Genomic DNA, 21,956 nt, shown 5'->3' with positions numbered 1-21,956 from the left:
CATTTCTCCAGGTCAGGTGCAAGGCAGTCATGCCCTAGCTTCCTGTGTCGAGCGCTCGGCTGCAAGTCTCATAGCCCGGCAGCGTCGACATCGATCAACAACAAGCGTCGACCTTCATCGAAAAACTGTCCTGCCGTCAGGCAATACTGGTTGCTGGTAGCATCGCGGTAGGTGGTCGAGAGGATCAGTCGACGCTCTTCCCAGCCTTCAGCGAGCAGTTGATAAAAGTAGGGGCGCCAGGACCAGTTGTGGCCCAGATAGCTGGCATCGCTATGCCAGCGACGCTCCCGCCACTCCAGATTCGGGGTCAGTTGGGTACCATGGCGGTCACATTGAAAAAAGCGTAATACCCAGGGGTAGGCGTCCAGCTGTGGCAGCTGCTTGAGCGGTGCCTTCGCCATGGCCCAGGCGTGCAGTTGTGGCATCAGGGTGCTCAGCTTGCGGCGCATGTCCATCAAGCGTTTGCGCTCGTCAAGCTTGCCATGGACGTACTGTTGGCGCAGATGAGCAAAACGTTCGACAAAAGCCTCGGCCGGGAAGAAGTCGAGTTCGGCCTGTGCAAACAGAAACCCCTGGACGAAGCGTGCACCGCACTCGAGCGCGAAGTTCAGCTCCGCTTCAGTCTCGACCCCTTCGGCGATGATCCAGCAGCCCGTCTTTTCCGCCATCTGCGCGAGGGCTTTTACCACTTCGCTACTGGGCCCGCCTCGAGCGGCGGCTTGAAACAGGCGCATGTCCAGTTTGAGGATGTCGGGCTGCAGCGCCAGCACCCGGTCCAATTGGGAGTAGCCAGCGCCGAAATCATCAATGGCGATCCGTGCACCGGCTTGGCGATAGCGCTTGACCACCTCGGCCAGGCGTTGCGGGTCACCACTGAGTTCGGTGATCTCGAACACCACCCGCTGTGGATCGATACCCTCTTTTTCTAACTGCATCAAGCTTGGCAGCGGTTGCCCGGTCGCCAGCTCACTGACCCAGCGCGGGGAAATATTCAGGCTGAGAAACCAGTCCTCAGGGGCTAGATGGAACTGTCGCAGGGCATGTTGACGCAGTTGCCGATCAAGTTCGCGCAGGTTGTCTATGGGCAGTGAAGGATCGTTGAACAGCGCGCCGACGCTCTGCAGCGAGCCGTCGGCTTGGCGCAAGCGTCCAAGGGCTTCCACGCCGGCGATACGGCCTGTGGCAGTATCGATGAAGGGCTGAAAGCAGGCGAGCGGTTGCCCGTCGAACACGGCGGCTCCTCAGGTGAAGTGGGTTGGCAACGAGGCCTTGCCAGTGCAAGGCCTGCTGGCCGACGCTGCAAGAATGCAGCCAGTTTGCTCAGGGTCTTCCAGAGGGGGGCTGCATGAATACCCTGATCAAGGGAATCAGGCTGCTGCCCAGGCGAATCAGGCGAGCAAGATTGCCGCTTCTGGCGCCCTTGCCGGTGAGGAAACCCAAGGCGACAACCGCGCCCAGCCCCCAGAGCGGCGCGTGTTTGATACCCAGGCCATCCTGCAGGTTGCCCGTCATTTTTTTCAGGCGAGTCAGTGGCTCGAGCAGCTCACCCGAGGCCTGGCGGATTTCCTGGCGGTGCATTTCCATTTGCAAGCGCACCAGCGCCTTGCGCAGGTCATGGCGGTTAGGTTTGTGGGGTAGCTGGGACAGGCTCATGGCAACAGGCGCTCCCGGTCTTTGGCCAGTTCTTCAAGGGTTGCACTGAAGGGGGAGGTCTCGTCGGATATCAGCGCCTTCAGGCGCAAGCCGCAAAACAGCGCCGCCAATCCATGGAACACACACAGGCCAATGATCCCGGCCAGTCGGTAGCTGTCCCAGAGCAGGATCAGTACCAGCACGGACAATGCGCCCAGCAGCAGCAGTGTGAACACCAAGGCCAGCCCGGCCAGCAGCAGCAGGCCGAGGCTTCGCGTTTTCTGTTCCTGCAACTCGATACCGAACAGTTCCACATGGCCGTGCAGCAGGCCCAGGACGGCGGCACCGAGCCGTCGGGAAGACGGCCCGTTGTTGGTTGTTTCGGTTTCCATACCGCAGGGCCTCAGCGACGGCTGGCCAGCAGGCCAATCAGGAGGCCGACACCCGCCGCGATACCCACCGAGCGCCATGGGTTGCTTTGTACATACTCCTCGGTGGCGCCCAAGGCTGCCTGACCGCGCTCGCGCAGAGAGTCTTCGGTCAATTTCAGGGTTTCTCGGGCGCGCAGCAGGCTGTCGTGGATTTGGGTGCGCAGTTCATCCGCCTGGTCGCCGGCCAGTGTCGCGGTATGTTCCAGCAGTTTTTCGGTGTCACGCACCAGGGTCTGGAAATCGGCCATCAGGGTTTCTTGAGCATTCTTTGCCATTTTGCTGGTCATGGGCGTTTCCCTCAGAGGCATGTGAATAGTTCGAGTGTGCAGCGGTATCAAAGGTTCACTGGTACAGCTTTTGCTGTGCTTTGGTGCATCCGTGCTCGTTCTTGCGCTGAATCTGGGCGCAAGGCCCGAGGCTGGTGGATAAACCTTAACCCAATCCAAGACAAACCCCAGAAAAAACTCAAGCAGGTAGTGCGTTCGGCCTTGCGGGTGCGCCAAATCGGGGCGTCGCAAGGGGGGTGCGAACTGCTTTGGTGCTTTTTCTCCCCTTGCAGGCCTGCCTTTACATGGAAAACTTGCAAAGCGCCGTGGACACACTGGTTCATGGCTCCAACACCTTGTTCATCTTGCTGGGTGCCGTGATGGTCCTGGCCATGCATGCCGGCTTCGCCTTCCTTGAGGTGGGAACTGTGCGGCACAAGAATCAGGTCAACGCCTTGTCGAAGATTCTCAGTGACTTCGCCATTTCGACCTTGGCCTATTTCTTCGTGGGTTACTGGATTTCCTATGGTGTCAGCTTCATGCATCCGGCTGCCACGCTGGGTGCCGATCATGGCTATGGATTGGTCAAGTTCTTCTTTCTGCTGACCTTCGCGGCAGCGATCCCGGCGATTATTTCCGGTGGTATCGCCGAGCGTGCACGCTTTGTGCCGCAGTTGTGCGCCACCGCGCTGATCGTTGCCTTTGTCTATCCCTTTTTCGAGGGGGTTGTCTGGAACGGCAATTTCGGTGGCCAGGCCTGGTTGCAAGCGCGTTTCGGGGCTGGCTTCCATGACTTTGCCGGCTCTGTGGTGGTGCATGCCATGGGCGGTTGGCTGGCGTTGGCCGCAGTGTTGCTGCTGGGGCCGCGCCATGGTCGTTACCGTGAGGGACGCCTGGTGGCCTTTGCACCCTCCAATATCCCGTTTCTGGCCTTGGGGTCGTGGATTCTGATCGTCGGCTGGTTTGGCTTCAACGTCATGAGTGCGCAGACCTTGCAGGCCGTCAGCGGCCTGGTGGCGGTCAACTCGCTGATGGCGATGGTTGGTGGAACGTTGGCAGCGCTGCTGGTGGGGCGTAACGACCCTGGTTTTCTGCACAACGGACCGCTTGCCGGGTTGGTGGCTGTCTGTGCGGGTTCGGACCTCATGCACCCCGTTGGTGCGCTGGCAACCGGTGCAATTGCCGGTGCGCTGTTTGTCTGGTGTTTTACCGCGGCGCAGAACCGCTGGAAGCTTGATGATGTATTGGGTGTCTGGCCACTGCACGGCGTCTGCGGGGTCTGGGGCGGTATTGCCTGTGGCATTTTTGGCCAGAGTGCCTTGGGTGGATTGGGCGGTGTCAGCCTGATCAGCCAGTTGATTGGCAGCCTGGCGGGGGTGTTGGTGGCGCTGGCTGGTGGTTTCAGCGTGTACGGTGTGATCAAGCGTGTGCATGGCTTGCGCCTGAGTCAGGAGCAGGAGTATTACGGCGCCGATTTGTCGATCCACAAGATCGGCGCCACCAGCCAGGACTGAGTCCGACTAGCGACCGCCCAGCAGCAGTGATTCGCAGGCTTCTATCGCTTCCAGCGGGCCGCTGAGCACCACGGCGTCGCCCGCATGCAGGCAGGTACTGGTATCGAGTTTCAGATCGTTACCCTGGCGCTGCACGGATTGCAGCTCGACACCCAGTGTCTCAAGGGCCAGTTCGCCCAGCGGACGGCCACAGGCATAGGCGTCGGCACCCAGGCTCACGGCGTGCAGCAGCACTTTGGGTTGCCCTTCGCTGTCGATCAGGCTGGTTTGCGCACCATGATAGAAACCATGGAGCAGGCGATAGCGGGTCCTACGTACTTCGTCGACGCGCTTTTGCACCTGCTCCTGCGGCAGGCCGAGCATGACCAGTGCATGGGAGGCCAGCATCAGGCTGGACTCCAGCAGCTCCGGCACCACCGCGTTGGCACCAGCGGCGCGTAGTTCTTCGCGTTGGCTGTCATCGCGGGTACGCACGAGAATTGGAACGTCACGGTTCAGTTGGCGTGCGGCCTTGAGCACATTCAAGGCAACTTCTGTCTTGTCCACGGCAATGACCAGCAGGCGTGCCCGGTCCAGGCCGATCGCCGCCAGCAGTTCGCCGCGGCGTGAGTCCCCGTAATGGACGTTGTGTTCGCCCGCTGCAGCTTCCTGCACGCGCACCGGGTCGTCATCCAGGGCGATGAAGGCGAGCTGCTCCTGGCGCAGGAAGCGTCCGATCGACTGGCCAACCCGGCCATAACCGCAAATCAGTACGTGGCCGCTCAGGGCCGCGCTCTGTGCGCCGATTTCTTCCAGTTGAACTTCCTGGTTGGGTTTGCGGTGCAGGCGTGCGGCGATAGAGGGCGCCGCGCGCAGCAGCAGGGGGGTGACCAGCATCGAGCAGAACGTTGCCGCCAGCAGCAGGTCGCCGAGCGCCTCGGGCAGCAGTTTGTTGTGTTGCATCTGGGCCATGAGGGCGAAACAGAATTCACCGCCCTGGGCCAGTGCCAGGCCGCTGCGCCATGCGGTCTCGCTGTCGCTGCCACGAACGCGAACCAGGGCAGCCACCACCGCGCCCTTGATAACCAGCAGGGCCAGGGTCAAGGCGAGGATCTCCAGGCCATGGCTGGCGAACAGTTGCAGGTCGATCAGCATGCCGATACTGACGAAAAACAGCCCCAGCAGGATGTCGCGGAAGGGGCGAATGTCCGCCTCGATCTGATGGCGATAATGGCTTTCACCCAGCAGCATGCCGGCCAGGAACGCGCCCAGTGCCGGAGACAGGCCCAGCAGGTGTGTCAGCCAGGCCGTCAGCAGCACGATGACCAGCGCCAACAGAACGAACAGTTCCGCCGAATGAGAGTTGGCCACTTCGTGGAACAGTCGGGGCAGCAACCAGCGGCTGGCCATCAGCAGGCCGACGAAGAGGATGACCGTCTTGCCCAGCGTGAGTGGCAGTGCGAAGTACCACGCCTGGCCGCTTTGCCCGGCAAACACCGGTACCAGGGTCAGCAGTAGAACCGCCACGACATCCTGGAACAGCAATACACCGATCGCGTTCTGCCCGTGGCTGCTGAAAATTTCCCCGAGGCTGGTCAGCTCCTTGCTGACGATCGCGGTGGACGACAGCGCCAGGCCACCCCCCAGCAGCAATGCTGCGTTGGTCGGCATGCCGAGCAGGGCGAGTAGCCCGGCCAGTACAAATGTGGAGCAAATGACCTGCAGGCTGCCGAGGCCGAACACCACTTTGCGCAGCGCCATCATTTTCGACAGGGAAAATTCCAGGCCGAGGGAAAACAGCAGGAATACCACGCCCATTTCGGCAAGGTCTGGCAGTTCTTCGCTTTCATTGACCCAGTCCAGCGCGGTTGGGCCAACGAACAGGCCAACGCAGAGATAGCCGAGCACAGGTGGTAGCTGTACGCGGCGGAAGATGGCAATGACGACCAGCGATGACGCCAGAATGATCAGCAGGTTTGCAAACACAACATACTCCATGTACGAAAACAGCAAAAAAACACAAAAGCATAGCGCCAGGTGCTGCGTGGCTCCTTGATTCGAATCAGTATCGCAGGCGTCAGGGATGGCGTGGGGCAAGTGCCTCGACGGCCTTGTACCCTCGACCTAAAATACCCATTCATTCTTTTTATCGGTAACTGTCAATGCTTCCTGAATGCCAGCTGTTCGGCACCCTGGGATGTCACTTGTGTGAAGTGGCAGAAGCCCTGTTGATGCCGTTTGTCGAGCATGGCCTGTTGGTCGAACTGGTGGATATTGCCGAGGACGAGATGCAGGTCGAGCGTTATGGGCTGCGAATTCCCGTGCTGCGTCGTTGCGACAGCGGTGCCGAGTTGAATTGGCCTTTTGATGCCGAGCAGGTCGTCGCCTTTCTGCGCTGATGTCGTTTCTTCCCGGTGGCTTTTTCCTGGCGCACACCGGGCCTGGACGGGTTCACACTCTACTCCGTTGCCTCGGGAGCGGCAGCGTGTGTGACCTATTCAGCCAAAGGAGTGGCATCCATGAACCTTTCCAAACACTTCACCCTGTCCGAGATGACCGCGTCTCGGACCGCCAGTCGCCTGGGTATTGATAACACCCCGAACGATGAGGCTTTGCTCAATCTCAAGCGCCTTTGCGCCACGCTGGAGCAGGTGCGCAGCCTGGTTGGTCGGCCCGTGCTGGTCAGCAGCGGTTACCGTTCACCCGCACTCAATCGCGCAGTGGGTGGCTCGCCCAAGAGTACGCACAGGCTGGGGTTGGCGGCAGACATCAGTGTTGCGGGCATGGCTCCGCTGGAGCTGGCGCAGTTGATAGCGCAAAGCACGCTGGCGTTTGATCAACTGATACTGGAGTTCGACAGCTGGGTGCACCTGGGGTTATCGGCCTCTGCCGAGCGCCGGCAGATCCTGACGATTCGCAAGGGCACCGGTTACCTGCCTGGCCTGCAGTAAGTGAGGTGCTGTCATTGACGGCGTGCAGGTCACTCAATATGCTGTATATAGATACAGTATTTGCGGGCGGTTACGCCCAAGGACTCGAAACATGGTCAACGTCGAACAACTGAAGTACACCGTCAATCGCATGTCGGTCGAGATGGTCAGTGAGGCGGTGCTTGAACTGCGCCTTGACGGGCTTGTGCTTGAGGGCAAGACACCCTTCAACAAACTGCACTTCAACACCTGCTTCGCTGAAATAGAAGCCTTGTTTCAGCGTGCCGGCTATCACCGCCCATTGGATGTGGTCGGTTATCAGGGGTTGCTGTATGCGCTGTATGACCCTACGCGCTGGGACGCCGTCGATGTACTGCGCTGGCTCAAGGAGTTCACCGAAGCGGCAGCGGTTCAGGCTGGCTGAGCTGGGTGCCATGCGGGATAATGGTCGGCCATTATCCTCTGGGTGTTCCCATGGCCTTCGCTTCATTCGATCCGGCACAGCATCAAGCCAGCACCGTCTGTCTCCCTCCAGGTGCCTGGTTAACGGTACTGGACTGCCTGTGTGATCACTTCAAGGCCATCGGACGTGAACAATGGCTTGACCGTATTGCCCGGGGCCGTGTGCTGGATGCTCAGGGTGCACCGATCCCGGTCGACCTGCCCTATCGCCAGGGGCTGCGCATCCATTACTTTCGTGAAGTACCTAACGAAAAACCGATTCTCGTGCAGGAAACCCTGGTGCATGTGGATGAGCACCTGGTGGTGGCCGACAAACCGCATTTCTTGCCGGTAACGCCCACGGGCGAGTATGTCGAGCAGACCCTGCTGCGGCGGCTGATCCGTCGTCTGGATAACCCGAACCTGGTGCCGTTGCATCGCATCGATCGGCACACCGCAGGCCTGGTGCTGTTTTCTGCCAATCCACAGAGCCGTTCCGCTTATCAATCATTGTTTCCCAATCGGCAGATCGACAAGCGTTATCAGGCTATTGCCCCTGCCTTGCCCGCACTGGCGTTCCCCTTGGTGCATAAAAGCCGCCTGGTCAGCGGGGAGCCATTTTTCCGCATGCAGGAAGTAGACGGGGTCAGTAACAGCGAGACGCTGGCCGACGTGTTGGAAAAAAATGGCGAGTTCTGGCGGTATGGCCTGTCGCCAGTGACCGGCAAGACGCATCAGTTGCGCGTGCACATGACTGCGCTGGGGGCGAGCATCTGTAACGATCCTTTCTACCCCGAGGTGCGTCACGAGGACGACGATTACAGCAAGCCGCTGAAACTGCTGGCGCATAGCCTGCGTTTCAAGGACCCGTTAAGTGGTGAAGAGCGCTACTTCGAGAGCGAGCTGACGCTCGACTGGTAGGTGGGGTGTCGGCGCACAGCCTTGTGGCTGTGCGCCTGACCGGTTCAGCGGTTGAAGCGTTCGACCAGCGAGTACTGGCTGGTGGCGGTGCGAGTCAACTCTTCGCTAAGCAGGGCAGAGTGCTGGGCCTGCTCGGAGGTTTGATCGGCCAGTTGAGCAATGGTGCTGATATTGCGGCTGATCTCATCGGCCACGGCAGTCTGCTCTTCGGTGGCGGCAGCGATCTGGGTGGTCATGTCGGTGATGTTGGCCACCGCTTCGCTGATACCCAGCAGTGCCTGGTCGGCTTCCATGACCCGAGCCACGCCTTCTTCGGCCTGACGATGGCCCGCTTCCATGGTCTGTACGGCGTTGCTGGCAGTTTGCTGCAGCTTGGCGATCAGCCCGTGGATCTGGCCGGTCGATTCGCTGGTGCGTTGTGCCAGTTGACGAACTTCATCCGCGACGACCGCGAAGCCACGGCCCATTTCGCCGGCACGGGCAGCCTCGATTGCAGCGTTCAGTGCCAGCAGGTTGGTCTGGTCGGCGATGCCTTTGATCACATCCACCACGCCGCCGATTTCGTCACTGTCACGTGCCAGTTGCGTCACGGTCTGCCCGGTTTCGCCGACGGCCTGGGACAGGCGCTGGATGGCCTCGCGGGTTTCCCCGGCGATATCCCGGCCGCGTCCAGTCAGGCGATTGGCTTCCTGGGTGGCATCGGCGGTGCGTTGAACGTGGTTGGCCACTTCTTGAGTGGTGGCGGCCATCTGGTTGACGGCAGCGGCGACCTGTTCGGTTTCAACGCGTTGGCGCTCCAGCCCCGAGGAGCTGTTATGCGCCAGGGTGTCGGATTGACGCGCCTGTTCGTTCAGGTGTTCAGCGGTGTCCTGTAGGCGGGTCAGGCAGGTCTTGAGGCGTGCATCCTGGCTGAGCATGGCCATTTCCAGGCGGCCCTGAACACCACGGCTGTCGCTGTACATTTGGGCGATCAGCGGGTCAGAGGTGGTCTGCTCGGCCAGACGCAGCAGGCGCTTGAGGCCGCGTTGTTGCCAGGTCAGGCCCATCAGGCCCAGTGGCACTGACAAGCCAGCGGCCAGGGCAAAGCCCCACGAATGGCCGAGCCAGTTACCGATCAGGAAACCGATCTGGCTGACCAGAATGAACGGTAGCCAGTCCTGCAGCACCGGCAGCCACTTGTCACGCTTTGGAATAGCCGACTTGCCCTGGTTGATTCGCTCGTACAACCCTTGGGCGCGGCGTATTTGTTCAGCCGTCGGTTTTACCCGCACGGACTCGTAGCCGACGACCTGATTGTTTTCAAAAACAGGAGTCACGTAGGCGTTGACCCAGTAGTGATCACCGTTCTTGCAGCGGTTCTTGACGATACCCATCCATGGCAGACCCTGTTTCAGGGTGCCCCACATGTGAGCAAATACCGCCGGCGGCACGTCCGGATGGCGAACCAGGTTGTGTGGGGCGCGCAACAGCTCCTCTCGCGAGAAACCGCTGATTTCGACGAAGGCATCGTTGCAGTAGGTAATCAGACCTTTGGCATCGGTAGTCGAAATCAAACGTTGTTGATCTGGAAACGTCCGTTCGCGCTGGGTAATCGGCTGGTTATTACGCATTAGCTGTTCAATCCGGAAGGCTTTCGAGGGGTATCGGCAGCGAGTTGTTTTTATTGAGTCGATTTTTGCAGCCATTGATCGAGCGCAGGGTTTTCAATCATGACCTGAGTTATGCGAAAAAGCTGCAGCTTTCAGAGAATTGCAAGCATTCTTTCATGCTTTTGACATAAAAGTCAGCAACTGACCAGTCGTTCACACTTTGGCTCATTTATTCAGCATTGGGTAGGTGAACAAACTGAAATGCAGCAGGTTCAGGGTGAAGTGGCTGACAACTGCTGCCAGCAGCCCGCCATGGCGGTAAACCAGGCCGTAACCTGCGCCTGCAATGCTTGCCAGTACCACCCATTGCCAACCGCCACCGAGGTGGGCCAGGCCGAATACGCCTGCGGCCAACAGCAGCGCCAGGCGCTGGCCATGCTCACGGTGCCTGAGCAGGTGTTGCAGGCCACCCTGAATGTACCCGCGAAACAGCACTTCTTCGGTCAGGCTCACCAGCAGCAGGTTGTTGGCCAGCCATAGCCAGCCCTGTGTTGGCCATTTCGGTGCCCAGGCGACCATGCCGAGCAATTGTGCACTGCCCAGGCAGGCCATGGCGGTCATGGCGGTCATGGTTGCAATCATGGGGACGCTGGTGGAGGTGTTGCGTGTGCCGGCCAGCATCCACGGGCAAGCCAGCAGTATCCAGAACGCGATCAGCGGCTTATCCAGGTTCAGGTACATCGAGTAGGGTGCTGCGTCGGTACTCAAGCGTTGCGCGTCGATGACTTTGGCGCTGTTGAAGCCTGGAAGCCAATGCAGGGCCAGCCCCGCCGCGAGCAGCACGAACAGCCCATGGCCGCAGGCCTTCAACCCGTTGCTGCGAGGTCGTTGCACAAGCGCTGCCGCACACAGCAGCAGGATTAACCCGGGTAGGGCGGCACGTGTCAGTTGGCCCTGGCTCAGCGCGAAGGCGTAACCGAGGCAGAGCAGGGCAAGGGCAACCCCACGAGGTGATGGCATATCGATTACCTTACGGTGAAGTCCGCGATGTTGGACTTGAACCGCACGGTAAAAGACACGCCTTTTTACGGGGCAACGACGATGGCCGCAGGGCCATCCATCAGGTCCCCTTGCCGGCGATCAACTGCCGCAGCACGTAGTGCAGGATGCCGCCTGCCTTGAAGTACTCCACTTCGTTCAGGGTGTCGATGCGGCACAAGACCTCCAGGCTATCCTCGCGACCGTTGTCCCGGGTGATACGCAGGCGCAGCGCCATTCCCGGTGAAAGGAAGGCCCCGCTCAGGCCAAGGATATCGATACGCTCATCCCCCTTGAAGGCCAGGGTCTTGCGATTTTGTCCGGGCCTGAATTGCAGGGGCAGTACACCCATGCCCACCAGGTTGGAGCGGTGGATACGCTCGAAGCTTTCCGCCAGTACCGCTTTGACGCCCAGCAGATTGGTGCCCTTGGCAGCCCAGTCGCGGCTGGACCCGGTGCCATACTCTTGGCCAGCGATCACCACCAGTGGCGTGCCGTCGGTGCGGTAGCGCATGGCGGCATCGTAGATCGACAGTTTCTCGCCGCTGGGAATATGCACGGTGTTGCCGCCTTCTTCGCCACCGAGCATTTCGTTGCGGATACGGATATTGGCGAAGGTGCCGCGCATCATCACTTCATGGTTGCCGCGACGTGAGCCGTAGGAGTTGAAGTCCGGCGGGGCCACGCCCTTGTCGCGCAGGTAACGCCCGGCCGGGCTGTCAGCCTTGATGTTGCCGGCTGGCGAGATATGGTCGGTGGTCACCGAGTCACCCAGCAATGCCAGGATGCGTGCGCCGTGAATGTCTTGAATCTGTGGCAGCGGGCCAGTGATGTCATCGAAGAACGGTGGGTGCTGAATATAGGTCGAGTCGTTCTGCCACGCGTAGGTGGCAGCCTGCGGTACCTCGATGGCTTGCCATTGGGCATCTCCTGCAAAGACTTCGGCATACTCTTTATGGAACATCGCCGTATCTACGCAGGCCACGGCCATGGCAATTTCCTGTTGGCTGGGCCAGATGTCGCGCAGGTAGACGGGTTGGCCGTCCCGGCCAGTGCCCAGCGGTTCTTTGCTCAGGTCGATACGTACGCTGCCGGCCAGGGCGTAGGCCACCACCAGCGGCGGCGAAGCCAACCAGTTGGTTTTCACCATAGGGTGCACACGGCCTTCAAAGTTGCGGTTGCCGGAGAGTACCGACGCTACGGTCAGGTCATGCTCGGTGATCGCCTTTTCGACGGGCGCGTCCAGAGGGCCGGAGTTACCGATGCAGGTGGTACAGCCATAGCCCACCAGGTCGAAGCCAAGGTCGTTCAGGTAGGGGGTCAGGCCTGCTGCCTGGTAATAGTCGGTCACCACTTTTGAGCCGGGTGCCAGCGAGCTCTTCACCCAGGGTTTGCGTTGCAAGCCTTTCTCCACGGCTTTTTTGGCCACCAGCCCGGCAGCCATCATTACGCTGGGGTTGGAGGTGTTGGTGCAGGAGGTTATGGCGGCGATGACCACCGCCCCCTCTTGCAGAGCCGGATAATCGCTGCCAGTAGTCACCCCGCCATTACGCGCGCTCGCCTTGGGTTGCAGGCTCATGAAGTCATCGAAGGCTTGGCGGACCTGCGAAAGCGCCACGCGGTCCTGCGGGCGTTTCGGGCCTGCAAGGCTGGCTTCGACGCTGTTCAGGTCCAGTGCCAGGGTGTCGGTAAAGGCGGGCGCATGGCCGGGCGGGCGCCATAGGCCTTGCGCTTTGCAATAGGCCTCGACCCGTTTCACGGTTGCCTCGGGCCGACCCGACAGGCGCAGGTAATCCAGGGTGATGTCGTCGACCGGGAAGAAGCCGCAGGTGGCACCGTATTCCGGGGCCATGTTGGCGATCGTGGCGCGGTCTGCCAAAGGCAGGTCGGCCAGGCCGTCGCCATAGAACTCAACGAATTTGCCGACCACGCCTTTCTTGCGCAGCATCTGGGTGACGGTCAACACCAGGTCGGTGGCCGTGATGCCCTCGCGCAGTTTGCCGGTCAATTGGAAACCGATCACTTCGGGGATCAGCATGGAAATTGGCTGGCCGAGCATGGCTGCCTCTGCTTCGATGCCGCCCACTCCCCAACCCAGCACGCCCAGGCCGTTGATCATGGTGGTGTGCGAATCAGTGCCAACCAGTGTGTCGGGGAAGGCGTAGGTACGGCCGTCTTCCTCGCGGGTCCAGACGGTCTGCCCCAGGTACTCGAGGTTGACCTGATGGCAAATGCCGGTACCTGGCGGTACCACGCGGAAATTGTCGAACGCGTTTTGCCCCCAGCGCAGAAAGGCATAGCGCTCGCCATTGCGCTGCATTTCGATGTCGACGTTTTCACTGAAAGCCTGCTGGCTGGCGTAGCGGTCGACCATCACTGAGTGGTCGATCACCAGGTCCACCGGTGACAGCGGGTTGATGCGCTGAGGGTCTCCCCCGGCCTTGGCCATGGCAGCGCGCATGGCTGCCAGGTCGACCACTGCGGGTACCCCGGTGAAATCCTGCATCAGTACCCGCGCCGGGCGGTACTGGATTTCGCGGTCGGACCGGCGATTTTCAAGCCATTTGGCCAGGGCGTACAGGTCGCTGCTGGTGACTGTCTTGCCGTCCTCCCAGCGCAACAGGTTTTCCAGCAGCACCTTGAGCGACAGGGGCAGTGCGCTCAGGTCGCCCAGGCTGCGGGCTGCCTCGGGCAGGCTGTAATAGTGATAGAGGCGGTTGCCTACCGTCAGGGTCTTGAGGGTATTCAGGCTGTCGAGCGAGGGCATGGGTCAACTCCTTCTGGGCCGGTGATCGGCAATCGCCCTGCGGTCGCCGAACTCACCGTCAAGGTGTCGGTCCGCAACGCACGGACCTGGCTGAAGGGTCAGGTTAGACCTGATTGCCGGGCCCGGCTAAATACTGGACCGGCGGGACGTGTCACTGGTTCCTAAACTCCTTTATCATTCGCCGATTTGCCGCCGTTGCGCCGTGCGCTCGGCCAGGGTCTGCTGCGTGTGCTGCCGACCGTCCTGGAGTGATTGATGAATACCCTGTTTATGCATTGCCGACCCGGTTTCGAGGGCGAAGTCTGTTCCGAAATCGCCGAGCATGCCGCGCGGCTGAATGTGGCCGGTTATGCCAAGGCCAAACCGCAAAGCGCGTGCGCCGAGTTCATTTGCAACGACGCCGAAGGTGCCGAGCGGTTGATGCGTGAACTGCGCTTCTCGCAGTTGATTTTCCCTCGGCAATGGGCCCGTGGCAGTTTTGTCGAACTGCCTGAAACCGACCGGATCAGCGTGCTGCTGGAGACCCTGGCCGAGTACCCGGTGTGCGGCAGCCTCTGGCTGGAGGTCATGGACAGTAACGACGGCAAGGAACTGTCGACGTTCTGCCGCAAGTTCGAGGGGCCGCTGCGCAAGGCGTTGCTCAACGCTGGCCGGCTGGTGGACGACGCTGCCAAGCCGCGCTTGCTGCTGACCTTTGTCAGTGGCCGGCGGGTGTTTGTCGGGTTGGCAGCGGCGGACAATTCGGCCATGTGGCCGATGGGGATCCCGCGGCTGAAATTCCCGCGTGAAGCCCCAAGCCGCTCAACCCTGAAGCTGGAAGAAGCCTGGCACCACTTTATTCCACGCGATCAATGGCCGCAGCGCCTGTCTGAAGACATGACCGGGGTCGACCTGGGTGCCGCACCGGGTGGCTGGACCTATCAACTGGTCAAGCGCGGTATGCTGGTGACGGCTATCGACAATGGGCCAATGGCTGAAAGCTTGATGGATACCGGGCTGGTCCAGCACTTGATGGCCGATGGTTTTACCTACAAGCCCAAGCAGACCGTAGACTGGATGGTCTGTGACATCGTCGAGAAGCCGGCGCGTAGTGCAGCACTGCTGGAAACCTGGCTGGGCGAGGGCCTGTGCCGCGAAGCGGTGGTCAACCTGAAATTGCCGATGAAGCAGCGCTATGCCGAGGTTCGGCGTTTGCTGGAGCGCATCGAAGAAGGCTTCAAGGCGCGCAAGGTCAAGGTATCGATTGGCTGCAAGCAGCTGTATCACGACCGTGAAGAGGTCACCTGCCATCTGCGCCGACTGGATATGAAACCACGTTGAGGCTGTTGCACGTCGCACTGGCCCAGCCAGGCAGTGCAAGACAGTTGTTACCTAGTCTTCGGAGAAAAGCATGACTGACACCGATTCTACCCTGACCGCCGATGCGGTCCTTGATGCCAGCGGTCTGAACTGCCCTGAGCCTGTGATGATGCTGCATCAGTACGTGCGCGATCTTGGCGCGGGTGGCCTGCTCAAGGTCATCGCGACAGACCCTTCGACCCGTCGCGATATTCCCAAGTTCTGCGTGTTCCTCGGCCATGAACTGGTCGAGCAGCAGGAGCTGTCGGGTACTTACCTGTACTGGATCCGCAAGAAGCTCGATTAAGCCGCTGCCTGCCGGATGCGTTTGCGTGCACTGCGCACCAGGCGCACCGAGAGCATCAATGCGGCGCAGGTCAAGCCGACAATCAGGCCTTCCCAGAGGCCGCTTGGCCCGCTGGCCGTGCCCAGCCAGTCGGTCAGGCCGAGCAGGTAACCCACCGGCAGGCCAATGCCCCAGTACGCGAACAGGGTCAGGATCATGGTGACTCGCGTGTCCTGATAACCACGCAGTGCACCGGCGGCAGTGACCTGGACCGCGTCGGAGAACTGGAACAGCGCCGAGTAGACGATCAGCATCGAGGCAATCTGGATGACTGCGCTGTCGGCGGTGTAGATCGAGGCAATGGGTTCGCGCATCAGCAGCATCAGGCTTGCTGAAAAGCAGGCGTAGGCCAGCGCCGTGGCCATGCCGACGCCCGCAGCAAAACGCGCCTGGCGTGGCTCGCCGGCGCCGATGGCCTGGCCGACCCGCACGGTGACGGCCATGCCCAGCGAGTAGGGGATCATGAACACCAGGGAGCTGACGTTGAGGGCAATCTGGTGCCCGGCAACCACGGTTGAGCCGAGGCTGCCGATCAGCAGGGCAATCACCGCAAAGATGCTCGATTCTGCAAATACTGCGATGCCGATTGGCAGGCCGATACTGAGCAGGCGTTTGATCAGGGCCCACTGCGGCCAGTCGAAGCGGGTAAATACCTCGCTTGGGCGATAGACCGGCGCCCGGGCGATCCAGACCGCCATGCACAGGGCCATGAACCACATGACGATGCCGCTGGCCCAGCCGCAGCCGACACCGCCCATGGCCGGCAGGCCCAGGTGGCCATAGATGAAGATGTAGTTCAACGGGATATTCAGCATGAGCCCGGCAAGCCCCAGCACCATGCTCGGGCGTGTGAGCCCCTGGCCGTCGCTGCAGCAGCGCAACACAAAGTAGATGCCTACGGCCGGCAGGCCGAAAGCGATGCCTTTCAGATAACCCATGCAGGGCGCGATCAACTCCGGGTCGACCTTCATCACGTGCAGGATTGGCTCGGCACTGATCAGCAAAAGGCTGGCGGCAATTCCGACCGCCAGTGCCAGCCACAGTGCCTGGCGCACCAACGGGCCAATCTCGGCAGGCTGGCCGGCGCCGAAGCGCTGGGCAACCTTGGGCGTGGTCGCCAGCAGAATGCCGGTCATCAATAGAAACACCGGCACCCAGATGGAGTTGCCCAGCGCTACGGCGGCAAGGTCCCGCGGGCCGACCCGCCCGGCCATCACCGCATCGACGAAGCCCATGGCGGTCGTTGCCAGTTGCGCGATGATGATGGGGGTGGCCAGGCGCATCAGGGTGCTCAATTCGGCGCGAACACGAGCGGGGCGGGAGAGCGGGGTGGTGTCGGTGGTCATGAGTGTCACAAGGCAGGTGTCCCCATTGATGGTGTGGAAAATTGCTTAGTCTAACCGTTGACGGATCGGTCAGGAAATAACCTGTGACTGGATTGGCCGGGGCCGATGCGCCTAAACTGCGCTCCCCGACAGGAGATCGCCATGCTTATTGTTGCCGACGAAAATATTCCGCTGCTCGATGCTTTTTTTGCCGGCTTCGGTGAAATTCGCCGTTACCCGGGGCGAGCCATCGACAGCGCCTGTGTGCGGGACGCCGACGTCCTGCTGGTGCGTTCGGTGACTCAGGTTGATCGGGCCTTGCTTGAAGGCAGCAAGGTGCGTTTTGTCGGTACCTGCACCATTGGTACGGACCACCTCGACCTGGACTATTTCGAGCAGGCAGGCATTCGCTGGTCCAGTGCACCCGGCTGCAATGCCCGCGGCGTCGTGGACTATGTACTGGGAAGCCTGCTGACGCTGGGCGAACTGGATGGCGTTGATCTGGCCAAGCGTACCTATGGTGTGGTGGGGGCTGGTGAAGTCGGACGTCGGCTGGTCGAGGTGCTGCGCGGGCTGGGTTGGTCGGTGCTGGTCTGTGATCCGCCGCGGCAGGCTCGCGAGGGCGGGGATTATGTCGGCCTGGAGCGTATTCTCACCGAGTGCGACGTGATCAGCCTGCACACGCCGCTGACCCGTAGCGGAGAGCACGCAACCTGGCATCTGCTCGATCGCGAGCGACTGGCGCGCCTGCGGCCAGGTGCCTGGCTGATCAACGCCAGCCGAGGGCCCGTGGTGGATAACAGCGCCCTGCGTGAGCTGTTGCTCGCCCGTGACGATGTCCAGGCCGTGCTGGATGTCTGGGAAGGCGAACCACAGGTTGATCTGGCACTTGCCGACCTGTGTGTACTGGCCACGCCGCACATTGCGGGCTACAGCCTGGATGGCAAGCAGCGCGGTACCGCGCAGATCTATCAGGCATTCTGCGCCTGGCGAGGCGAGCCCGAGCAGGTGAAACTGGTCGATCTGTTGCCACGGCCATGGCTGGCGCAACTGAGCCTTGAAGCCGAAACCGATCCGGCCTGGGCCTTGGCCACGCTGTGCCGAGCCGTGTATGACCCGCGCCGTGACGATGCAGATTTTCGCCGTAGCCTTAGCCGTGACCCGGGTAAGCAGCGAGCAGCCTTCGACCTCTTGCGCAAGCAGTACCCGGCGCGTCGTGAAATCGAAGGCCTTGCCGTAAAGGTCAATGGCGAATCGCCAGCCTTGCGGCAGATGATCGCAGCGCTGGGGGCTGTGCAGGTCTGAACGGCAGGCAATAAAAACCCGGCGCTGGCGCCGGGTTCAGGAAGTCGGTACCGATCAGGCTTTTTTGGCGGTTTGTTCCCGGCTCTTTTCCAGGTCCTGGCAAGCCTTCTGGATCATCTGCTCGGTGATCGGGATTTCACGACCCTGAGCATCAATGATCGCGCCGCAGGCCGGGTTGGCGTGGGGCGACGCTTGTTGCCATGTGCTGCTGTTCTGCAAGCTCATATCCTGTCTCCTCATCAGGTTGCAAGCTCAGCCTAGATAGGCGCGATGACCGCCGTGTGACAAGGTCCTTCGCGAGTCGCCGCGCTTGTGCCAAGTCCACCAGAAAGCCATACAAACTGCCAGTAGCACTTTAGAACGAAATCTACTAGGCACTGCAGGGATGCGGCTTAAGTGCTGTGCTCATGCTGCTGCTCGGGTGTAGGCTGCTGCAAATCGACTGAAAGTGGCATTGTCATGATCCTCCGTGTGTCTTCCCGGCAACGCCAAGCCATTCAACTGGCATGGCGTTTTATCCGCCCGTATCGAAAACAGGCATTCGCCGCGCTGGTCGCGCTGGTGCTGACGGCGGCGATTACTCTGTCGATGGGGCAGGGGATTCGCTTGATGGTTGACCAGGGCTTCATGACGCAGTCGCCAACATTGCTTAATCAGTCTATCGGCTTGTTCTTGTTGCTGGTGCTGGCCCTTGCGGTTGGCACCTTTACGCGCTTCTACCTGGTGTCGTGGATCGGCGAGCGTGTTGTTGCTGATATTCGTCAGCAGGTGTTTGATCACTTGGTCTACCTGCACCCCGGTTTTTTCGAGAGCAACCGCAGTTCAGAAATTCAGTCGCGGCTGACCGCCGATACAACGTTGCTGCAATCGGTGATCGGTTCTTCACTTTCGTTGTTTCTGCGCAATGCCTTGATGGTGGTGGGTGGCATTGTGCTGCTGTTCGTGACCAACCCGAAGCTGACCAGCATTGTGGTGTTGGCGTTGCCCCTGGTGCTGGTGCCGATTCTGGTTTTCGGTCGGCGGGTGCGTAGCCTGTCGCGTCAGAGCCAGGACCGGGTAGCGGATGTTGGCAGTTATGTGGCCGAAACCCTGGGGCAAATCAAGACCGTGCAGGCCTACAACCATCAGGCCAGCGACCAGCGTCGTTTTGCTGTGACGGTCGAAGCGGCGTTCGACACCGCGCGCAAACGCATTCTGCAGCGCGCCTGGCTGATTACCCTGGTCATTGTGCTGGTGCTCGGTGCAGTGGGGGTGATGCTTTGGGTGGGTGGCATGGACGTGATCGCGGGGCGGATTTCCGGCGGTGAGCTGGCTGCGTTCGTTTTTTACAGCCTGATCGTCGGCAGTGCGTTTGGCACCTTGAGTGAGGTGATCGGTGAGCTTCAGCGTGCTGCGGGCGCGGCGGAACGTATTGCTGAGCTGTTGGCCGCACGCAGTGAGATCGTTTCGCCGGAGCACGGCGTGATGCACCTGCCGGAGCGGGTCAGCGGCCAGTTGGAACTGCGTGAGGTGTGCTTTGCCTATCCGTCGCGACCGAACTCGGCCGCCATTGATCATTTGAGCCTGGTGGTGGCGCCCGGCGAGACCCTGGCGTTGGTCGGGCCGTCGGGTGCTGGTAAATCAACGCTGTTTGATCTGCTGCTGCGCTTTTACGATCCGCAAACCGGGCAGATCCTGCTCGACGGCCAGCCTGTTGATCGACTGGACCCTCAGGACTTGCGGCGAAACTTCGCGCTGGTCGCACAAAACCCGGCGTTGTTCTACGGCACGGTCGAGGACAATATCCGCTACGGCCGTGCCGATGCCAGCAGCGCCGAGGTCGAGGCCGCTGCACGCAGTGCCTACGCCCATGAGTTCATCCTGCAGTTGCCTCAAGGCTATCAAACCCACCTGGGCGAGTCCGGGCTTGGGCTTTCCGGTGGTCAGCGTCAGCGCTTGGCCATTGCCCGGGCGCTTTTGGTGGATGCGCCGATCCTCTTGCTCGACGAGGCGACCAGTGCGCTGGACGCGCAGAGCGAGCACTTGATCCAGCAAGCCTTGCCAGGGTTGATGGCCGGACGAACCACGCTGGTGATCGCTCACCGCCTGGCAACCGTGCAGCACGCCGACAGGATCGCAGTCATCGATCAGGGCCGGCTGGTGGCAGTCGGCACTCATCGGCAGTTGATTGCCGAAAGCCCCCTGTATGCCCGGCTGGCGGCGTTGCAGTTCAGTGCTGCAGATACGCCACATGAAGCCGATAACAAGGTGTAAGTCCGGTCTTTACATTTTTATGACAGCCTCAATACCGCCTGTCACATTTCTGTAGTAATCCCCTGAGACTATCGTAACCCGTTGTTGCGTAGCACTTGAATGCTTGCCGGCCGTCACGGATGACCGTTTTTTTGCTGATGCTGGCTGCTTGCCAAGGGAGATAAGGATGTCTCCGCGTCTTGCATTGGTACACACACCTCTACCTTGTTGTGAGACCCTGCCCGATGTTCCTGCGTAAATCTCTACGGATGCAAATCCTCGCTCTGCTTGGCGGAAGCGTGTTGGCAATGCTGCTGATTGCTCTGGTCTGCTTCCAGTTTCTCTCTGCCAGCGTGCGTGGATATGGTGAGTTGGTCGATGGGCCGCTGCAGGCCTCGCAGCTGATCGATGAGGCCAACTTGCAATTCAAGGTCCAGGTTCAGGAGTGGAAAAATGTCCTGCTGCGTGGCAAGCAACCTGCGGAACTGGACAAGTACTGGCAGCAGTTCCAGGCACGCGAGCAGCAAGTGCAGGACATTCTTGCGCAATTGATCAGCAGCAACGCACAGGCCTCTCAGCTCCAGGCGCGCCTTGTGCAACTCAAGGACAGCCATCGTCAACTGGGTGCGGCCTATGCCAAAGGGCGTGAAGCCTTTTTGGCAGCAGGCGGTGATCCTGTTGCAGGCGATCAGGCGGTAAAGGGTGTCGACCGGGCAACCAGTGAGCAGATGAGTGAGTTGGTCAGCCAGTTGCGCGCTGATGCCAAGGCGCGCGCTACACACATCAGTGAAGCGGCGCAGCGCACGGTCTGGCTGGGGTTGTTGATCATGTTCGGCTCGGCTGTGCTCGTGGGGCTGCTTAGCGTGTCGCTGGTCAACCGCAACATTGTCGAGCCAATCCGCAAGCTGATCGAGTATGTGGCGAACCTCAGTCATGGCCGTTTCGATGCGCGTGTTGCCAGTGACCGTCAGGATGAGCTTGGGCGCCTGGCGTTAGCGGCCAATACCTTGCGTGACTTCCTTGCCGATACCTTTGGGCGTCTGCAGAGCAACGCAGTAGACCTTGAGTCGGCCAGCGGCGAGTTGCGGACCATCGCCGGCGGCATGGCTCGTGGCACGGATGACCAGTTTCAGCGCACCGATCAGGTCGCGACGGCCATGCATGAAATGTCTGCCACGGCGCAGGAGGTCGCACGCCATGCGGCTGAAGCGGCGCGTGCCGCCGACGAGGCAGATCACAATGCCCAGGCAGGCGAGCAGGTGATGCAGGCGACGATCGATACGATTGCCGCCGTTAATCAGGAAATTCTCGGTACCGCAGGTGTTATTCGCAATCTGGAGCACGACAGTGCGCGGATTGGCAAAGTGCTGGAGGTCATTCACGGTATCGCCGAGCAGACTAACCTGCTGGCACTCAACGCGGCCATTGAGGCGGCGCGTGCCGGCGAAGCGGGCCGTGGTTTTGCGGTTGTTGCCGATGAAGTGCGCAGCCTGGCTCAGCGCACCGGCGCGTCGATTGCCGAGATCAATCAGATCATCAGCGCTGTACAGTCGGGCGCCATGGAGGCGGTCAAGGCCATTGAGAGCGGTCAGGTGCGCAGTGAGGAGGGGGCCGCGCAAGTTCAACGTGCAGGGCAAATGCTTCAGCGCATCACCTTGGCGGTGGAAGCGATCCGCGACATGAACCGGCAGATCGCCACGGCTGCGGAGGAGCAGACCAGCGTGGCCGATGATATCTCGCGCAACCTGGTGGAAATCACGCGGATTGCGACCGCCAACCAGGAAGCGGTGCAACATACCGAGCAGGCCGGTGGTCGCCTGCACGAGCTGTCCGGGCAACTGGGCGCCGTTACCGCTCGCCTCAGCGCCTGATCGCCTCAGGCGGGGGAAATCCGCCACTTGC

20 protein-coding genes and 1 pseudogene are annotated in these 21,956 nt (G+C 60.8%); 11 read left to right on the top strand and 10 right to left on the bottom strand.

Annotated elements, in window-relative coordinates:
* Window positions 1-68 precede the first annotated feature (68 nt).
* The 4 genes from AB7M23_RS22330 to AB7M23_RS22315 form a co-directional block, all read right to left on the bottom strand.
* Window positions 69-1,232: an EAL domain-containing protein gene (locus AB7M23_RS22330; RefSeq protein ID WP_454242054.1), complete on the bottom strand. Its 1,164-nt coding sequence runs from the start codon at window positions 1,230-1,232 to the stop codon at window positions 69-71.
* 88 nt (window positions 1,233-1,320) lie between these two features.
* Window positions 1,321-1,653 carry a hypothetical protein gene (locus AB7M23_RS22325; RefSeq protein WP_099775415.1) on the bottom strand — a complete coding sequence of 111 codons (333 nt, stop codon included), beginning with the start codon at window positions 1,651-1,653 and terminating at the stop codon, window positions 1,321-1,323.
* Window positions 1,650-2,024 (bottom strand): phage holin family protein, encoded by a 375-nt coding sequence (locus AB7M23_RS22320; RefSeq protein WP_065761165.1) that lies wholly within the window; start codon window positions 2,022-2,024, stop codon window positions 1,650-1,652. The genes AB7M23_RS22325 and AB7M23_RS22320 overlap by 4 nt, the downstream gene beginning before the upstream one ends.
* Before the next feature lie 11 nt (window positions 2,025-2,035).
* Window positions 2,036-2,350 carry a DUF883 family protein gene (locus tag AB7M23_RS22315; RefSeq protein WP_065761166.1) on the bottom strand — a complete coding sequence of 105 codons (315 nt, stop codon included), beginning with the start codon at window positions 2,348-2,350 and terminating at the stop codon, window positions 2,036-2,038.
* Between the two features lie 284 nt (window positions 2,351-2,634).
* Here AB7M23_RS22315 and AB7M23_RS22310 point away from each other — a divergent pair, with 284 nt between their 5' ends.
* A complete protein-coding gene (locus tag AB7M23_RS22310) occupies window positions 2,635-3,843 on the top strand; it encodes an ammonium transporter (RefSeq protein WP_454242053.1) in 1,209 nt (402 codons plus the stop codon).
* A gap of 6 nt (window positions 3,844-3,849) precedes the next feature.
* Here AB7M23_RS22310 and AB7M23_RS22305 read toward each other — a convergent pair whose 3' ends face one another.
* Window positions 3,850-5,808, bottom strand: coding sequence for a cation:proton antiporter (locus AB7M23_RS22305; protein ID WP_454242052.1), 1,959 nt, complete (start codon window positions 5,806-5,808; stop codon window positions 3,850-3,852).
* A 176-nt stretch (window positions 5,809-5,984) separates the two neighbouring features.
* Here AB7M23_RS22305 and AB7M23_RS22300 point away from each other — a divergent pair, with 176 nt between their 5' ends.
* The 4 genes from AB7M23_RS22300 to AB7M23_RS22285 all read left to right on the top strand — a co-directional run bounded on the left by AB7M23_RS22300 (window position 5,985) and on the right by AB7M23_RS22285 (window position 8,114).
* Entirely contained in the window at window positions 5,985-6,221 is a 237-nt protein-coding gene (locus AB7M23_RS22300; RefSeq protein WP_065761169.1) for a glutaredoxin family protein, read from the top strand.
* Between the two features lie 120 nt (window positions 6,222-6,341).
* Window positions 6,342-6,773 carry a D-Ala-D-Ala carboxypeptidase family metallohydrolase gene (locus AB7M23_RS22295; protein ID WP_102051803.1) on the top strand — a complete coding sequence of 144 codons (432 nt, stop codon included), beginning with the start codon at window positions 6,342-6,344 and terminating at the stop codon, window positions 6,771-6,773.
* 91 nt (window positions 6,774-6,864) lie between these two features.
* Window positions 6,865-7,176: a transcriptional regulator gene (locus AB7M23_RS22290; protein WP_065761171.1), complete on the top strand. Its 312-nt coding sequence runs from the start codon at window positions 6,865-6,867 to the stop codon at window positions 7,174-7,176.
* A gap of 50 nt (window positions 7,177-7,226) precedes the next feature.
* Complete coding sequence (locus tag AB7M23_RS22285) at window positions 7,227-8,114, top strand: pseudouridine synthase (protein ID WP_065761174.1); 888 nt, start codon at window positions 7,227-7,229, stop codon at window positions 8,112-8,114.
* Between the two features lie 44 nt (window positions 8,115-8,158).
* On the opposite strand, the gene AB7M23_RS22280 is transcribed toward AB7M23_RS22285, so the two are convergent.
* From AB7M23_RS22280 to acnA, 3 genes are all read right to left on the bottom strand, one after another.
* Complete coding sequence (locus AB7M23_RS22280; RefSeq protein ID WP_099775412.1) at window positions 8,159-9,724, bottom strand: methyl-accepting chemotaxis protein; 1,566 nt, start codon at window positions 9,722-9,724, stop codon at window positions 8,159-8,161.
* 204 nt (window positions 9,725-9,928) lie between these two features.
* Window positions 9,929-10,723 carry a CPBP family intramembrane glutamic endopeptidase gene (locus tag AB7M23_RS22275; RefSeq protein WP_454242051.1) on the bottom strand — a complete coding sequence of 265 codons (795 nt, stop codon included), beginning with the start codon at window positions 10,721-10,723 and terminating at the stop codon, window positions 9,929-9,931.
* Window positions 10,724-10,823: 100 nt separating this feature from the next.
* On the bottom strand, window positions 10,824-13,508 hold the full coding sequence (gene acnA / locus AB7M23_RS22270) for an aconitate hydratase AcnA (protein WP_454242050.1): 2,685 nt from the start codon (window positions 13,506-13,508) through the stop codon (window positions 10,824-10,826).
* 255 nt (window positions 13,509-13,763) lie between these two features.
* Here acnA and rlmM point away from each other — a divergent pair, with 255 nt between their 5' ends.
* Window positions 13,764-14,828, top strand: a complete 1,065-nt coding sequence (gene rlmM, locus AB7M23_RS22265) for a 23S rRNA (cytidine(2498)-2'-O)-methyltransferase RlmM (RefSeq protein WP_065758432.1) — start codon at window positions 13,764-13,766, stop codon at window positions 14,826-14,828.
* A gap of 70 nt (window positions 14,829-14,898) precedes the next feature.
* Window positions 14,899-15,153 (top strand): sulfurtransferase TusA, encoded by a 255-nt coding sequence (tusA, locus tag AB7M23_RS22260; RefSeq protein WP_065758433.1) that lies wholly within the window; start codon window positions 14,899-14,901, stop codon window positions 15,151-15,153.
* Here the strand turns inward: tusA and AB7M23_RS22255 are convergent.
* Complete coding sequence (locus AB7M23_RS22255; RefSeq protein WP_454242049.1) at window positions 15,150-16,538, bottom strand: MATE family efflux transporter; 1,389 nt, start codon at window positions 16,536-16,538, stop codon at window positions 15,150-15,152. The two genes, tusA and AB7M23_RS22255, sit on opposite strands and share 4 nt — an antisense overlap.
* Before the next feature lie 141 nt (window positions 16,539-16,679).
* On the opposite strand from AB7M23_RS22255, the gene pdxB reads away from it, so the two are divergent.
* Window positions 16,680-17,822: a 4-phosphoerythronate dehydrogenase PdxB gene (gene pdxB, locus AB7M23_RS22250; RefSeq protein WP_454242048.1), complete on the top strand. Its 1,143-nt coding sequence runs from the start codon at window positions 16,680-16,682 to the stop codon at window positions 17,820-17,822.
* Window positions 17,823-17,876: 54 nt separating this feature from the next.
* Here the strand turns inward: pdxB and AB7M23_RS22245 are convergent, their stop codons facing one another.
* Window positions 17,877-18,047 carry a PA1571 family protein gene (locus AB7M23_RS22245; RefSeq protein WP_454242047.1) on the bottom strand — a complete coding sequence of 57 codons (171 nt, stop codon included), beginning with the start codon at window positions 18,045-18,047 and terminating at the stop codon, window positions 17,877-17,879.
* Between the two features lie 234 nt (window positions 18,048-18,281).
* Between AB7M23_RS22245 and AB7M23_RS22240 the strand changes: the two genes are divergently transcribed.
* The 3 genes and pseudogenes from AB7M23_RS22240 to AB7M23_RS22230 all read left to right on the top strand — a co-directional run bounded on the left by AB7M23_RS22240 (window position 18,282) and on the right by AB7M23_RS22230 (window position 21,925).
* Window positions 18,282-20,075 carry an ABC transporter transmembrane domain-containing protein gene (locus tag AB7M23_RS22240; protein ID WP_454242046.1) on the top strand — a complete coding sequence of 598 codons (1,794 nt, stop codon included), beginning with the start codon at window positions 18,282-18,284 and terminating at the stop codon, window positions 20,073-20,075.
* A gap of 224 nt (window positions 20,076-20,299) precedes the next feature.
* A pseudogene (locus AB7M23_RS22235) lies at window positions 20,300-21,040 on the top strand (HAMP domain-containing protein); the annotation flags it as partial.
* A 117-nt stretch (window positions 21,041-21,157) separates the two neighbouring features.
* Window positions 21,158-21,925 (top strand): methyl-accepting chemotaxis protein, encoded by a 768-nt coding sequence (locus AB7M23_RS22230; RefSeq protein ID WP_454242210.1) that lies wholly within the window; start codon window positions 21,158-21,160, stop codon window positions 21,923-21,925.
* The last annotated feature ends 31 nt before the right edge of the window (window positions 21,926-21,956 follow it).

The sequence above is a fragment of the Pseudomonas sp. HLS-6 TE3448 genome (genome assembly GCF_053629555.1).
This window is presented reverse-complemented; position numbering and strand designations above follow the sequence as displayed.

Bases quoted from the DNA above. Each gene is read 5' to 3' on its own strand.
- AB7M23_RS22325 (WP_099775415.1), bottom strand. From the start codon at position 1,653: ATGAGCCTGTCCCAGCTACCCCACAAACCTAACCGCCATGACCTGCGC.
- AB7M23_RS22320 (WP_065761165.1), bottom strand. From the start codon at position 2,024: ATGGAAACCGAAACAACCAACAACGGGCCGTCTTCCCGACGGCTCGGT.
- AB7M23_RS22315 (WP_065761166.1), bottom strand. From the start codon at position 2,350: ATGACCAGCAAAATGGCAAAGAATGCTCAAGAAACCCTGATGGCCGAT.
- AB7M23_RS22310 (WP_454242053.1), top strand. From the start codon at position 2,635: ATGGAAAACTTGCAAAGCGCCGTGGACACACTGGTTCATGGCTCCAAC.
- AB7M23_RS22300 (WP_065761169.1), top strand. From the start codon at position 5,985: ATGCTTCCTGAATGCCAGCTGTTCGGCACCCTGGGATGTCACTTGTGT.
- AB7M23_RS22295 (WP_102051803.1), top strand. From the start codon at position 6,342: ATGAACCTTTCCAAACACTTCACCCTGTCCGAGATGACCGCGTCTCGG.
- AB7M23_RS22290 (WP_065761171.1), top strand. From the start codon at position 6,865: ATGGTCAACGTCGAACAACTGAAGTACACCGTCAATCGCATGTCGGTC.
- AB7M23_RS22285 (WP_065761174.1), top strand. From the start codon at position 7,227: ATGGCCTTCGCTTCATTCGATCCGGCACAGCATCAAGCCAGCACCGTC.
- AB7M23_RS22280 (WP_099775412.1), bottom strand. From the start codon at position 9,724: ATGCGTAATAACCAGCCGATTACCCAGCGCGAACGGACGTTTCCAGAT.
- AB7M23_RS22275 (WP_454242051.1), bottom strand. From the start codon at position 10,723: ATGCCATCACCTCGTGGGGTTGCCCTTGCCCTGCTCTGCCTCGGTTAC.
- acnA (WP_454242050.1), bottom strand. From the start codon at position 13,508: ATGCCCTCGCTCGACAGCCTGAATACCCTCAAGACCCTGACGGTAGGC.
- rlmM (WP_065758432.1), top strand. From the start codon at position 13,764: ATGAATACCCTGTTTATGCATTGCCGACCCGGTTTCGAGGGCGAAGTC.
- tusA (WP_065758433.1), top strand. From the start codon at position 14,899: ATGACTGACACCGATTCTACCCTGACCGCCGATGCGGTCCTTGATGCC.
- AB7M23_RS22255 (WP_454242049.1), bottom strand. From the start codon at position 16,538: ATGACCACCGACACCACCCCGCTCTCCCGCCCCGCTCGTGTTCGCGCC.
- pdxB (WP_454242048.1), top strand. From the start codon at position 16,680: ATGCTTATTGTTGCCGACGAAAATATTCCGCTGCTCGATGCTTTTTTT.
- AB7M23_RS22245 (WP_454242047.1), bottom strand. From the start codon at position 18,047: ATGAGCTTGCAGAACAGCAGCACATGGCAACAAGCGTCGCCCCACGCC.
- AB7M23_RS22240 (WP_454242046.1), top strand. From the start codon at position 18,282: ATGATCCTCCGTGTGTCTTCCCGGCAACGCCAAGCCATTCAACTGGCA.
- AB7M23_RS22230 (WP_454242210.1), top strand. From the start codon at position 21,158: ATGGCTCGTGGCACGGATGACCAGTTTCAGCGCACCGATCAGGTCGCG.